General features: G+C 65.5%; 12 protein-coding genes and 1 pseudogene. 8 read left to right on the top strand and 5 right to left on the bottom strand.

The annotated features are described in order from the left end of the window. Positions 1-56: 56 nt before the first annotated feature. The 5 genes from VKI00_RS05470 to VKI00_RS05450 all read left to right on the top strand — a co-directional run bounded on the left by VKI00_RS05470 (position 57) and on the right by VKI00_RS05450 (position 6,149). Positions 57-3,035, top strand: coding sequence for a bifunctional [glutamine synthetase] adenylyltransferase/[glutamine synthetase]-adenylyl-L-tyrosine phosphorylase (locus VKI00_RS05470; protein WP_324435992.1), 2,979 nt, complete (start codon positions 57-59; stop codon positions 3,033-3,035). A gap of 123 nt (positions 3,036-3,158) precedes the next feature. Further along, positions 3,159-3,770 (top strand): PaaI family thioesterase, encoded by a 612-nt coding sequence (locus VKI00_RS05465; RefSeq protein ID WP_414687124.1) that lies wholly within the window; start codon positions 3,159-3,161, stop codon positions 3,768-3,770. Then, positions 3,767-4,627, top strand: coding sequence for a TIGR03619 family F420-dependent LLM class oxidoreductase (locus tag VKI00_RS05460; RefSeq protein WP_324435990.1), 861 nt, complete (start codon positions 3,767-3,769; stop codon positions 4,625-4,627). Before VKI00_RS05465 ends, VKI00_RS05460 begins: the two co-directional genes overlap by 4 nt. Before the next feature lie 59 nt (positions 4,628-4,686). After that, a complete protein-coding gene (locus VKI00_RS05455) occupies positions 4,687-4,920 on the top strand; it encodes a hypothetical protein (protein ID WP_324435989.1) in 234 nt (77 codons plus the stop codon). 101 nt (positions 4,921-5,021) lie between these two features. Further along, positions 5,022-6,149, top strand: coding sequence for an epoxide hydrolase (locus tag VKI00_RS05450; protein ID WP_324435988.1), 1,128 nt, complete (start codon positions 5,022-5,024; stop codon positions 6,147-6,149). An 8-nt stretch (positions 6,150-6,157) separates the two neighbouring features. On the opposite strand, the gene VKI00_RS05445 is transcribed toward VKI00_RS05450, so the two are convergent. The 3 genes from VKI00_RS05445 to VKI00_RS05435 form a co-directional block, all read right to left on the bottom strand. Beyond that, entirely contained in the window at positions 6,158-6,607 is a 450-nt protein-coding gene (locus VKI00_RS05445) for a DoxX family protein (RefSeq protein ID WP_324435987.1), read from the bottom strand. Positions 6,608-6,624: 17 nt separating this feature from the next. Continuing rightward, the gene (locus tag VKI00_RS05440; protein WP_324435986.1) at positions 6,625-8,079 is read right to left on the bottom strand and encodes an aldehyde dehydrogenase family protein; all 1,455 of its coding nucleotides are present in this window, start codon (positions 8,077-8,079) and stop codon (positions 6,625-6,627) included. 75 nt (positions 8,080-8,154) lie between these two features. Then, positions 8,155-9,969 (bottom strand): fatty acyl-AMP ligase, encoded by a 1,815-nt coding sequence (locus VKI00_RS05435; RefSeq protein ID WP_324435985.1) that lies wholly within the window; start codon positions 9,967-9,969, stop codon positions 8,155-8,157. Between the two features lie 84 nt (positions 9,970-10,053). Here VKI00_RS05435 and VKI00_RS05430 point away from each other — a divergent pair, with 84 nt between their 5' ends. Next, a complete protein-coding gene (locus VKI00_RS05430; RefSeq protein WP_324435984.1) occupies positions 10,054-10,308 on the top strand; it encodes a hypothetical protein in 255 nt (84 codons plus the stop codon). Between the two features lies 1 nt (position 10,309). Here VKI00_RS05430 and VKI00_RS05425 read toward each other — a convergent pair whose 3' ends face one another. Continuing rightward, positions 10,310-12,412 carry a serine/threonine-protein kinase gene (locus VKI00_RS05425; RefSeq protein ID WP_324435983.1) on the bottom strand — a complete coding sequence of 701 codons (2,103 nt, stop codon included), beginning with the start codon at positions 12,410-12,412 and terminating at the stop codon, positions 10,310-10,312. Between the two features lie 179 nt (positions 12,413-12,591). On the opposite strand from VKI00_RS05425, the gene VKI00_RS05420 reads away from it, so the two are divergent. Both VKI00_RS05420 and VKI00_RS05415 read left to right on the top strand, forming a co-directional pair. Then, positions 12,592-12,987: a hypothetical protein gene (locus tag VKI00_RS05420; protein WP_324435982.1), complete on the top strand. Its 396-nt coding sequence runs from the start codon at positions 12,592-12,594 to the stop codon at positions 12,985-12,987. 105 nt (positions 12,988-13,092) lie between these two features. Beyond that, entirely contained in the window at positions 13,093-13,392 is a 300-nt protein-coding gene (locus VKI00_RS05415) for a DUF732 domain-containing protein (protein WP_324435981.1), read from the top strand. Positions 13,393-13,516: 124 nt separating this feature from the next. Here the strand turns inward: VKI00_RS05415 and VKI00_RS05410 are convergent. Further along, positions 13,517-13,678, bottom strand: a pseudogene (locus VKI00_RS05410) (type I glutamate--ammonia ligase); the annotation flags it as partial.

Raw genomic sequence — 13,678 nt, 5'->3', positions numbered from 1 at the left:
CCCGCTAACCGCGCGCCGAGGGCACAACCAAGTCCCAGGAAATCTGCGCTACCGTCGTGGGCGTGAATCAACCCGTGACGGAGCGGTCGAAAATTCCCAGCCTCGGCCGGCTCGGGTTGGTCGATGACGGCGCGGGTGCCAACTTGGCGAAGCTGGGCTGGAACACCGAAGCCCATATCGAGCGGCTGTGGTCACTGTCGCGCGCACCCGACGCCGACGCCGCGCTCTGCGCGCTGGTCCGGCTGGCCGAGGCGCTCGGCGACGACTGGGACGAGCTCGATGCCGCACTGGCGACCGACCGCGGGCTGCGCGGTCGGCTGTTCGCCGTGCTCGGGTCCTCGCTCGCTTTCGGCGATCACCTGGTCGCCAATCCACCGGCCTGGAAGCTGCTGCGGGGCAATGTGAAGCTGCCGTCCGCCGAGGCGCTGCGGACCGCCTTTACCGAGTGCATCGCCGACACCTCGGACGGCCGAAGCTCGGTGGTGTTGCGATTGCGCATCCTCTACCGCAACCGGGTGCTGGTGCTGGCCGCCCTGGATCTGGCGCCGACAGTCGAGAACGAGCCGGTGCTGTCGTTCAGCGCCGTCGGTGCCCATCTGACCGACATCGCCGACGCCGCGTTGACGGCTGCGCTGGCGGTGGCCGAGGCCAATGTCTGCGGCGATGCCACACCACCCCGGCTGGCGGTCATCGCGATGGGCAAATGCGGGGCGCGCGAGCTGAACTACGTCAGCGACGTCGACGTGATCTTCGTCGCCGAGCCCGCCGACCCGGTCTCTACTCGCGTGGCCGGCGAGATGATGCGGTTGGCCTCCGAGGCCTTTTTCCAGGTCGACGCCGGATTGCGCCCTGAGGGCCGCCACGGCGAGCTGGTCCGGACCCTCGACTCGCACATCGCCTACTACCAGCAGTGGGCCAAGACCTGGGAGTTTCAGGCGCTGCTGAAAGCCCGGCCGGCCGCCGGCGACGCCGAATTGGGCAAGCATTACATCGCCGCGTTGATGCCGATGGTCTGGACCGCTTGCGAGCGTGAGCATTTCGTCACCGAGGTGCAGAAGATGCGGCGGCGGGTGGAGGAACTGGTGCCCGCCGACGTGCGAAGCCGCGAGATCAAACTCGGCAGCGGCGGGCTGCGGGACGTCGAGTTCGCGGTGCAGCTGCTGCAACTGGTGCACGGTCGCAACGACGAGTCGCTGCATGTGGCGTCCACGGTGGACGCGCTGGCCGCGCTCGGGGCCGGCGGCTATGTCGGGCGGGACGACACGGCCAACCTGACCGCCTCTTATGAGTTCCTTCGGCTGCTCGAACACCGGCTGCAGTTGCAGCGCCTCAAACGCACTCACATGTTGCCCGCCTTCGACGACGACGAGGCGCTGCGCTGGTTGGCGCGGGCGGCGCATATTCGTCCAGATGGCAGCCACGACGCGCTGGGGGTGCTGCGCGAAGAGCTGAAACGCCACAACCTTCGGGTGTCGCGGCTACACGCCAAGCTGTTCTATCAACCGCTGCTGGAATCGCTGGCGCCGGCAGATCTGGAGTTCTCCCACGGCATGACGCCGACAGCCGCCGAGCGCCAGCTGGCCGCACTTGGCTACGAGGCTCCGCAGAGCGCGCTGACGCACCTGTCCGCGCTGATCAACCAGAGCGGCCGGCGCGGTCGCGTGCAGTCGGTGCTGCTGCCCAGGCTGTTGGACTGGCTGTCCGACACCCCCGATCCTGATGGCGGGCTGCTGGCTTACCGCCGGATCAGTGAGGCGATGGTCGTGCACCGCTGGTACCTGTCCACGCTGCGGGACAAACCGGCGGTGGCCAAACGGCTGATGCATGTGCTCGGCACGTCGGCCTATGTTCCCGACCTGCTGATGCGCGCCCCCGAGATCATCCAGCAATACAGCGATGGGCCTTCGGGACCCAAGCTGCTCGACGTCGATCCCGAGGCGGTGGCCGGCGCGTTGGTGGCGTCGGCGGGCCGACAAACCGACCCGGTCAAGGCCATTGCCGTCGCCCGGTCGCTGCGGCGGCGTGAGCTGGCCCGTGTCGCGTCCGCCGATCTGCTCGGCATGCTCGAGGTCACCGACGTCTGCGCCGCGCTCACGTCGGTGTGGGTCGCGGTACTGCAGGCCGCGCTGAATGCGGTGATCCGCGCCAACCTGCGCGATACCGGTGAAGCCCCGGCTCGCATCGCGGTGATCGGGATGGGCCGGCTGGGCGGTCACGAGCTGGGCTACGGGTCCGACGCCGACGTGCTGTTCGTCTGCGAACCGGTTGCGGGAGTAGAGGATTCGCGGGCGGTGCGGTGGGCTTTGTCGGTCGCCGAGCAGGTGCGGGCACTGTTGGGCACCGCCAGCGCCGATCCGCCCTTGGAGATCGACGCCAACCTGCGGCCGGAGGGCCGCAGTGGCCCACTTGTCCGCACGCTCGCGTCGTACGCCGCTTATTACGAGCAGTGGGCGGAGCCCTGGGAAATCCAGGCGCTGCTACGGGCCGACGCGGTCGCCGGCGACGCCGATCTCGGCCAGCGATTCCTGCTGATGGCGGACAAGACGCGCTATCCCGCCGGTGGGGTGTCCGCAAAGGCGGTGCTGGAGATCCGGCGGATGAAGGCCCGGGTGGACTCCGAGCGGCTACCACGCGGCGCCGACCCCACGACCCACACCAAGCTGGGCCGCGGGGGCCTGGCTGATATCGAGTGGACGGTGCAGTTGCTCCAGCTGCGATATGCCAGCGAGATCGAGGCCCTGCACAACACCTCCACGCTGGAGAGCCTGGACGCCATCGAAGCCGCCGAGCTGATGCCCGCCGAGGAGGTAGACCTGCTGCGGCGGGCTTGGCTGACGGTGACGCGTGCCCGCAACGCGCTGGTGTTGGTTCGGGGTAAGCCGACCGATCAGCTGCCCGGACCCGGACGCCAGCTCAACACCGTCGCGGTCGCCGCCGGCTGGACAAAAAACGGCGACGGCGGCGAATTCCTGGACCACTACCTGCGGCTGACCCGTCGCGCAAAAGCCGTCGTGCACAAGGTGTTCGACGAATGAGGTGGCCCCGGCTGCAATCCGTATTGCAGTCCGGTGTTAGTAAGGAAGCATCGGCCGGCTAGTCAAGAACGCCCGCCACTAGCGCAGGAGGCGGCTTCGGTGGAGATTCCCTCTTACCAAGTGATGAGCGCCGACGAGCATGATCGGCTCGCCGGCTTGTATGGTCCGCTGACCGACGAGGTGCGCGAGCTCATCGACGCCACGATCCGCACCGACGCCGACCGGGACGCCATCATCGCCGCGAGGACCGCGATCCGGGCCGCGACCGATGCGTTGCGCAGCAGGCAGCGCGATGAGACGCAGGTCGTGCGGCACGCAGTGGGCGATCGGCCCGTGGTCTGGAGCAACGCGGTGATCGGCCTGCGCAACCCGATCGCGCCGCCGCTGACCATCCACCACAACGACGACGGCACCCAATGCTGGAGTGAGTTCACCCTCACCGGGGCCTACGAGGGGCCGCCCGGACTGGTGCACGGCGGCGTGTGTGCCCTGCTGCTCGACCACGTGCTCGGCGAAGCGGCGAGTCAGGGTCTGACCAAACCGCTGTTCACCGGAACCCTCACCCTGCGATTTGTGCGCGGTACGCCGTTGGGCAGGCTTCGCGCCGAAGCCGGGGTCGAGCGCACCGAAGGAGTCAAATCCTTTGTGTCCGGCCATCTTTCCGACGCCGAGGGCATCACCGTCGAAGCGGAGGGAATTTTCATCAAGCCGGCGTGGGCCCGGGACGCCGGATGAAGTTTTATGTCAGCAGCGCATTCCTGAATACCCGGGAGATCATCGAGGTGGCCAAGGCCGCCGACGACCTCGGCTACGACGGCATCGGGATCCCGGATCACATCGTCAACCTGGAAACCCTGAACACCCCGTATCCCTACACCAAGGACGGCCAACGGCGCTGGCAGCCGTTCACCGAATGGCCCGACCCGTGGGTGCTGGTCGGTGCGCTTGCCCAGGTCACGACGCGGCTGCGGTTCGTCACCACGGTCTACATTCCGGCGATGCGCAACGTCTACTCGGCGGCCAAAGCCATCGGCACCGCGGCCTATCTCGCCGACGGGCGGGTCGAGCTCGGCGTCGGCGTCGGCTGGTGCGCAGACGAGTTCGTGTTGATGGAGCAGCGCTTCGCCAGGCGAGGTAAACGCACCGACGAGATGCTCGAGCTGATGCAAGCCCTGTGGTCACCGGACTGGACGGAGTTCGACGGCGAGTTCCACCAAACACCGAAGATGGAGATGCAACCGACGCCGCCGCGGATACCGGTGTACGTCGGTGGGCTCAGTGACACCGCGCTACGCCGCGCGGCCCGCCACGACGGTTGGATCGGCGACCTGATCAAGACCGACGACGCGATCACCGCGGCGGCCCGGTTGCGAGAGCTGCGAGCCGAAAATGGTTTGACTATGCATGATTTCACCATTCTCACGCCGCTGACCGACGCCTTCACCATCGCCGACTACCGGCGCGCAGAGGACGCCGGCATCACCGGCATCCTCACCATGCCGTGGATGTTCTACGCCGGGCCGGACGCCACGCTGGCCGAGAAGGTGGACGGGATGAAGAGGTTCCGCAAGGACCTCGCGCTCGACACCTGACCCGCCTCGTGGCAGCGAAATCATTCCGTCGTCCGCTGGTTTGGCATAACGTGTCTGGGGTGGAGTTACACGGAAACCCCGAATTGGTGCCGGTAACGGCATTGCGCTCAGGTGACCCGATAACCGATGTCCACGGTGGCGGCCAGCATTACACAGTCCTCGAGTCGAAGGCTTTCGACGAGAGCTGTGTGGTCCTCGAGCTCGAGTCGAAAGCCAACGACCAGCTTCGAGTGATCGAGATGTCCTTCCCGGCCGGCTACTACATGGGTCGGTCGCCTCGGCGCTTTCTCTGACGCCACGGCGTCCAGCGAATTCGGGGGACAAACGCGGGTCGGCGGGATCACTGCCCGCCCGGCGACACCTGGCGATCGCCTTTGCCTGCAGTATGAACGGTATGTCCGAACTCAAGCCGTTTCGCATCGCTGTCCCAACCGAAGCTCTCGACGATCTGCAGGCCCGCTTGGCGCAGACCCGTTGGCCGGAAGCCGAGTGTGTCGACGACTGGAGCCAGGGCATCCCCCTGGCCTACACGCGGGAACTCGCGGCCTACTGGGCTGACGGTTACGACTGGCGCTCCCGCGAAGCCGTGTTGAACCGATTCGACCAGTTCACCACCGAAATCGACGGCCTCGATATCCATTTCATCCACCAGCGATCGCCACATCAGGACGCCTTGCCGCTGGTGATCACCCACGGCTGGCCCGGATCAATCGCCGAGTTTCAGAACGTGATCCAGCCGCTGGTCGATCCGCCGTCGGGACGTCCCGAGGACGCATTCCACGTCGTGTGCCCGTCGCTTCCCGGGTACGGGTTCTCGGGTAAGCCGTCGACGACTGGGTGGGGCGTCGGCAAGATCGCGCAGGCCTGGGAGACGCTGATGCTGCGTCTTGGCTACGACCGCTACGGCGCGCAAGGCGGCGACTGGGGCGCCGCCGTCACGACGCAGATTGGCCGCAACGGTGGCCACTGCGCCGCGATCCACCTGAACATGCCGATCGCCCGGCCGGCGGCGGGGTCCGGCGACGATCTCACCGAAGACGAGCAACAAGCGCTGGTGGCATTCGCTGAGCACCGCAAGTGGGGGACCGGCTATTCCAAGCAGCAATCCACCCGGCCGCAGACGCTCGGTTATGGGCTCGTCGATTCGCCGGTGGGACAACTGGCCTGGATCGTCGAGAAGTTCTGGGCGTGGACGGATTGCGACGGGCATCCGGAAAACGTGGTCAGCCGCGATGAACTGCTCGACAACGTGATGCTGTATTGGGTCACCGGAAGTGGCGCGTCCTCGGCGCGGCTGTACTGGGAGAGTTTCAACAGCTTCGTCACCGATGGCCGCGTCGAACTGCCCACCGGCGTCGCCGCGTTTCCCAAGGAGATCATCCGTACCCCGCGACGCTGGTGTGAGGCCGCCTACAACATCACGCACTGGACCACCATGCCGCGCGGTGGCCACTTCGCGGCATTCGAGCAGCCGGAGCTGTTTGTGGACGACGTCCGCGCGTTCTTCGCGACGGTCCGTTAAGTAACGCGTCAGCGGCGGAGCAGCCGGCGGTTTCTTCGTCGGGGCAGACCCGTCGACCGCCAACGACCGCGGTGGGCGTCGAGCGCGTAGGCGCCGCCGCCGGCGAAGATCAACAGCAACCAGGCGAAGCAGTACATCACCGCAGCCTCGCCGTGGTTGTTGATCGGGAAGAACCCGTGCGGCAGATGCACGGTGAAGTAGGCGAACGCCATTTCACCGGCGGCCAAGAACGCGGCCTCCCGAGTGAACAAGCCGAGGGTGATCAGCGCGCCTGTGATCGTTTCGATCCAGCCGGCGTAGTAGTCCGGCCACTCGCCCACCGGGGCTTTGGTCGGCGCCGGCCAGCCGATCAGCGTGGACAGGCCGTGGCACAGAAACAGCAGCCCGAACACCACCCGGAAAACCGACAGCGCCATCGGCCAATACGAATTGAGTCGCGCCTCGAGATTGTCCGTCATGCGCCGACGATACGTGTTTACAGCTGGATCCAGGCCGACTTCGTCTTCATGTAGATGTCGATGCCCTCTTTGCCGAACTCGTGCCCCCAGCCGGACTGCTTGTGACCGCCGAACGGTACGTCATGGTCAAAGACCAACTGGCAGTTGACCTGGACGCTGCCGGCGTGCAGACGCTTGAGCATCCGGTGCGCCCGGCCGACGTTTTCGGTCCAGGCGGTGGCCGCCAGGCCGTAGGTGGTGTCGTTGGCCATCGCCACCGCCTCGTCTTCGTCGTCGAACGGCAGGATGGTGACGACGGGGCCGAAGATCTCCTGCTGGTACAGCCGCATCCCCGGGTCGACGTTGGTGAGCACGGTCGGGTGCACGAAGTAGCCCTTGCGGTCCAGGCGGTAGCCGCCGGTGACCACCTCGACGCCGTCGCTTTTACCCTCGTCGATGAAGCCCATCACGCGGGTCAGCTGCTTCTGGCTGATCAGCGGGCCGCTGACACACCCTTCCTCGCTGGGCGCGCCCAGCTTGAACGTATTCGCCATCATGGCAACGCCTTCCACAACGCGGTCATACACGCCGCGCTGGGCGAAGATCCGCGACCCGCACACGCAGCCCTGCCCGGAGTGCACGAAGATGCCCAGCGACGCCATCAGGAGGGCCTTGCTCATGTCGGCGTCGTCGAAGATCAGCACCGGGGACTTCCCGCCAAGTTCGAGCGTTAACTTCTTCAGGTTGCCGGCCGACGCCCGCACGATCTCCTTGCCGACCTCCGTCGACCCGGTGAAGGCGACCTTCTCGACATCGGGGTGCGCGGTGATCGCCGCACCCGCGGTGTGCCCGTAGCCGGTCAGCAGGTTGGCGACACCCTCGAGAACGCCTGCTTCGTGGATCAGCTGGTCGAGCAGAAGCGCCGAAAGCGGTGTCTCCTCAGCGGGTTTCACGAGCACGCTGCAGCCCGCGGCCAGCGCCGGCGCGAGCTTGGCGCTTGCATTAAAGATCGGGCCGTTCCACGGGAAGATCAGCCCCACCACTCCGTAGGGCTCTTTCAGCGTGTAGGCGTGCATGCTGACGAAGGCGTCCGTCGCGATGCCGTCGGTCTTCACGTCGTATGCGACGCCGTTGAGCTTCGAACACCAACCGGCGTAGTAGCGGAAGAATTCCGAGCAGGTGGACATCTGCAGCTGTGCCTGCATCAGTGGCATGCCGGTGTTCAGCGAGTCGAGTTGGGCGAACTCTTCGGCGTGCTCGTCGATCAAGTCCGCGATGCGCCACATGACCTTGGCCCGTTGGCGACCCGGCAGCTGAGACCACACGCCCGACTCGAAAGTCGCCTTCGCCCGCGCGACGGCATCGTTGACCGCTTCGGTCCCGCAGTCGGTGAACTCGGTGATCGGCTCCTCGGTTGCGGGATCGATAACTTGAATGACGTCACCGGCGCCGGGGCGTTTGCGGAGGTCGTCCAGTACCGTCTGCAGCGTCATCTGATCCCTCTCATGGCTAGCCATATGCTGAGCAACTGCTTAGCATTGTCGGCGCCGCGTGGTCAAGGTCGCCGACTAGCGCACTCCCAGCGTGCCGTCGAGATATTCGGCGCGACACGCGCGGCGGGCCAGCTTGCCGCTGGTGGTGCGGGGGATAGCGCCGGCCGGCAACAGGCGCACATCGGCGACGCCGAGGCTATGTCGGTGCGCCACCGCCTGCCTGATCGCCTCGATCGCGGGTTGCGGATCGACACGGCTGGTGCCCGCAGCTCGTTCGGCAACGATGACCAGCTGCTGGCCGCCGTCGTCGGCCGGTACGGAAAACGCCGCCACGTAACCACGACGTACAACGGGCGAGGCCTCAGCGACGGTGGCTTCGATGTCCTGCGGATAGTGGCTAACGCCATCGATGCTGACCAGATCCGCGATTCGGCCGGTGACGTATAGCTCGCCGTCGAGATAGACACCGAGGTCGCCGGTCCGCAGCCAGGCCCGGTCGACGGTAGAGCCGTCGGCATGGCTGCCTTCCGCGGCCCGTGATCCCAATTCGGCGCCGAACGTGGCCCGGGTCTCGTCGGGCAGGCCCCAATAGCCTCGACCAATGTTGTTGCCTTGCAACCAGATCTCGCCGACCTCACCGTCTGGCAATTCGTCCGCGGTGTCCGGGTTGACGATCACGGCCCACTCGCTGCGAGCCACCTGACCGCACGACACCTGTGCCACGGCATTCGGGGAGTCCGCCGAGACGCGTACCGCATGGCCGGCGCCCAGCTGTTCGCGGTCGAAGTGCACAACCGACGCCTGCGCGTCGGGCGCGATCGTGGCGACGAACAGAGTTCCCTCGGCGATGCCGTAGGAGGGTTTGAACGCGGTGCGCGGTAACCCGTAGGGCGCAAAGGCTTTGGTGAACGTTCTGATCGCGTCGATGCTGACCGGTTCGGAGCCGATGATCATCACCACGTTGCGCAGATCGATGTCGTCGCCCTGGGCGGGCAGGCCACGCTGCGCGGTCCACTCGTAGGCGAAGTTCGGTGCGGCGGTGACAACGCGGCCTTCCCGCGAGCCGGCGGACAAGGCTTGGATCCACCGCTGCGGCCTTCGGACGAACGCCGTCGGCGACATCAGCGTGGAATGTCCTCCGTACACTGCGGGGAAACCGATCATCGACAAGCCCATGTCGTGGTAGAGCGGTAACCAACTGACACCGTGGGTGTTTCGGTCCAGCAGGTCGATCGACAGGATCATCTGCACCAGGTTGGTTCCGACCGCGCGATGGGTGACTTCCACACCGACCGGGGGCCGCGTCGAGCCCGAGGTGTACTGCAGGTGCGAAACATCGTCCATGCCGAGATCGGGGGACACGAAGAGTTCCCCCGCGGCGTCGGGGATCTGATCGATGATGACGACCTGCGGCCGACGGCGTTGTGGAACGTTGGCCAGGAAGGCTTCGATCGCCTCTTTGGCCGCCGTCGTCGTCAGGACGATCGTGGGCTCGGAATCCCGAAGCGCGGTATCGAGACGCTCGGCGTGGCCGGGTAATTCGGGGGCGAACAACGGCACGGCAATGGTGCCCGCCTTAATCGCCGCGTAGAAACCCGAAACGTAGTCGATGCCCTGCGGCGCAAGGATCGCAACCCGTTCGCCGCGACCTGCCGATTGCTGCACGGTCGCACCGATGGCTTGCAACCTGGCCCCGAACTGAGCCCAGGTCAGCTCGTCGGTGCGGACCTCGGCTGCGCGGCTGTAGTCAAGGTAGCGATACGCCGTCGCGTCGCCGACATTTGCGATGTTGCGGTCGATCAGGGATATCAGCGTGGCACTTGGCGGCAGTACAACCTCGCCCTGCGCATCCAGACAGTCTTCGATCTGCAGCAGACCAAGACGATCCATAACCGAAAGTTTAGGCGCGCAGGATTTTCTTCTAGGAGCGAAATCCCCTGTGTTCGCACCGTGGTCCCATGCAACGCTAGGTCGGTGGATCAGGACGAGAACCGTGTTCGCGATAACGTTCGCCGAGCGATCGAAATCATGACGGCGTGGACCGGCGACCCAGGCAAGCAGTTCACCTGGAGTCGATTCGTCGAGAACGTGACCGATGAGCCGGATGGAGCTATCACGCTGCTCATGGGGTTTGTGACACTCGGCGGCGAACTGCTCGTCGGGCTGGAGAAAGCCACCGGACGCGGTGCGTCATGGCACCTTCAACAAGTCGCGGCGAAGTACGCATAGCTCATCGACCCGCGCGAGGCGGCGGCGACGCCGGTGTGGTCGTAGCCTCGAACAACGCCGGATCGGCCACGATGACGCTCGGCGCCACATCGCCCGTGCGGGTTGCAACAAACGGCGTCCGGTACACCGTTCCCTGAGTGCCACATCCATCGCTGAGGATTGTGCCGATCTGGAGGCCCTTCAGGGTGCCGTCGGGCTGTGGATCCCATGACCAAAGACGGGTCTCGTCATCGCGGCCTGGCTTGTTGGTCTTTTCGCAATCCAAAGGTCCCTGAAGGGTCAGGGTGCCTTGCCAATGACCGTCGGCAAAATGGAGAACACTGGTCGTTCCCGTGCCCTCTTGCTGGTTGGATTCGGCCAACTCTGATCCCGCGGCCGCGCATCCGGCCGGCGTACACACCGAGCGAAAGGCCCACCACTCATTCACGGCGGCGGCTAGGCCGGTCACCGCGCCGTTGATCGTCTGGTTCTGCAGATCGAAGTCCAGGCGGTAGGTGCCATCGAGAACGGGACCCGCGACGTGTGGGGCCGGGGTCGATGCGGCCCCTGTGATGGTCGCCGGATCGGCGATAGTGACGCCGCTCGGCACGTCGCCGGTGTGAGTCACGACGACGGGGGCCACGGCCACCTGTCCCTGAAGGCCGCATTCGTTGGTGAGCGCGGTGCCGGTCTTTTCGCCTCGAAGCGTGCCGTCGGGCTGCGGGTCCAATGACCAACTCAGCATCACGGTATTTGCGCCTGCGACGACTTGACCGTCTGCCCCGAGGCATCGCGGCTGATCGAGTTGGCGTTGAACGGGCGCGGATTGCCAGTGATTGTCGACGAAACGGTAGTCGGCTAACTGGGCCGGGGTGCGCGCCACTTGCGGATTGTGGGTGTCGAGCTGGGTCGCGGTCGCAACGCATCCCGTGGAACTGCACGACGAGTGAAAGGCCCACCAAGCGGTGTTGTCGGAGGTGTGTACGGCGTAGGGGGCGCCGTTGATTGTTTGCTTCTCGTAGTCGTAGTCGAAGCGGTAGGTGCCGTCGAGTAGTGCGGGGGGCCGGGGTGGCGGGTTGGCTGCCGGGGCGGGGGTGGTGTTGGCCGCCGGGGCGGAGGCTGTGTTTCTGGTGGGCTGCACCAGGTAGCCGACGAGTCCGATGGCGGCAACCAGCACCGCCGCTAGCGCCGCTCCGAAGAGAACGCGGGATCGCCTGCGTCGCTTCGGCTTCGGCGTCTCGGACTTTATGATCGGCGCGGCGACCGTCGTAGCGGCCTCGGCGTGGATGTCGGCCCGCTGGTTCAGGGCCGCGGCGAAGTCATGGCAGTGTTCGAACCGGTCGGCGGGGTCCTTCGCGAGCGCCCGTGCCAACACCTCGTCGAGGTTCGCCAACTCGGGCCGCCGATCGCTCAGCTTCGGCAATGGTGCGGTGAGGTGTCGGCTGATCACGGCCACCGGATTGGAATGCTCATACGGCGGCGCGCCCGTGAGAAGGTGAAACGCGGTGGCCGCCAACGCATATTGATCCGCGCGCCCGTCGATGTCTGCACCCATCAACTGTTCAGGCGCGGCATAGGTGAGTGTGCCCACGGTGAAATTGGTCACGGTGAGTCCGCTGATGTCAGCAAGTGGTCGCGCAATGCCAAAGTCGGCCAACACGATTCGCCGCTTGCCGTCCTCGGGATCGGTGAGCAAGATGTTCGCCGGCTTGACGTCGCGGTGCAGCAAGCTTCGGCTGTGGGCGTAGTCGAGTGCGGCGGCGACAGCGGTGACGATGTCGCATACGTCGTGTATCGGCATCCCGGCCGGGTAGCGGTTTTTGACCAGCTGCGCGGCGTCGGTGCCGTCGACGTAGTCCATCGCGATCCATAGGTGGCCATCGATCTCGCCGCGATCATGCACCGCGACGATGTTCGGGTGCCACAGCGCGGCGGCCAGGTCGGCTTCGCGCTGAAACCGCTCGCGGAAGTTGCTGTCCGCTGTCATCGCCTCGGACAGGACTTTTAGAGCATCGCGGCGTGGCAACCTTGGATGCTGAGCGAGATAGACCTCGGCCACGCCGCCCGAACCCAGCAGTCGCAGGATGGTGTATCCCGCGATGGTCGTCCCGGCCGGCACTGACATGCGCGGATGGTACCGCCGCCCCGACGGGCCGTGTTCGATCGGGCGGCCGGGTTTGCCGTTTGGGCGTTCAGAGTTTTCAACAAATCTTGGGTACATCGTGCGCGCCAGGCTTAGGCTGCGAAGGCGGTATTGCGCAACTGTTGACCCGCGTAGATCTCCACGAGGAACCACTCACGCCCATGAAACTTCACTGGGTCAAGGACCACGACGAGCAGTACTCCGCAGCGAGCGGCAACCGCACCTACGTCGTTGCCCTTTTCAATGTGGGCGCATACGATGGCGACCCCACGCTCACCATGTACGACGACCGGTACTGGTCGACATGCTGGTCTCTAATAACCCGGGTGGGCACCGTGACTCGTAACCCTGTCCGGTTGTTCAACAACCTCTCCAGCGCGTTATTCGCGGCGCAGGCTGCGGAGGACAGCGCGAGGGACCACCAACGCCGACACTCAGACGTGGATGATCGCCCCGGACGACACCGACGAGAGCTCGACGGAGACCCGACCGCCACGATCATCGGCCGCGACGGCAAGACCTACACATACCGGACCCGCCTACATAGCCGATGGTGATCGGTTCGGCCAGCCGTTGCCAGCCGCGATGATGGCCGCCGTCGCGGGCTGTGCCTCGTCGTGACAAAGACGCGGGGGCGTGGCACAACTGGCACAATCGCTCGCATGAGGAGAGCGATCCCTGCGATGTTCGTTGCGCTGATGCTCAGTGGCTGCGCCGCTCAGGCGGACTCCGATGACGACGACTTCCTCTGCGCATTGCACAAGCAAGGCATCACGAACCAGTTCGGTGATCAGGGATTGATCAACCTCGGCCATATGATTTGCGACCAGCGTGCCGAAGGCTATAGCGAGAACGCCATCATGAGCTGGGGAAAGGTGCACGGGAACAAAATGACCGACCAAGACGTGAAGGTCATCGTCAACTCTGCCGAAGCCGCATACTGCCCCGAATACATCCAGTAGCAAACTGGCACAACGGCAAACACCCCCGGCCAGGAGGAACCGGGGGTGTTTCGGCGCAGCCGAGACGGCGCACTGCGAAACGGCCCTAACTCAGGCGAAACCGCAGGTCAGCGCATTAGCTAGCTCACACGTCGTAGTAGAGGGCGAACTCGTACGGGTGCGGCCGGATCTGCACCGGCAGGATCTCGTTGTCGCGCTTGAAGCTGATCCACGTCTCGATCAGGTCAGGCGTGAAAACGCCTCCCTCGGTGAGGTATTCGTGGTCCGCCTCGAGGCGGTCGATCAC

It is taken from the genome of Mycobacterium sp. (assembly GCF_035314665.1).
Taxonomy (GTDB): domain Bacteria; phylum Actinomycetota; class Actinomycetes; order Mycobacteriales; family Mycobacteriaceae; genus Mycobacterium.
This window is presented reverse-complemented; position numbering and strand designations above follow the sequence as displayed.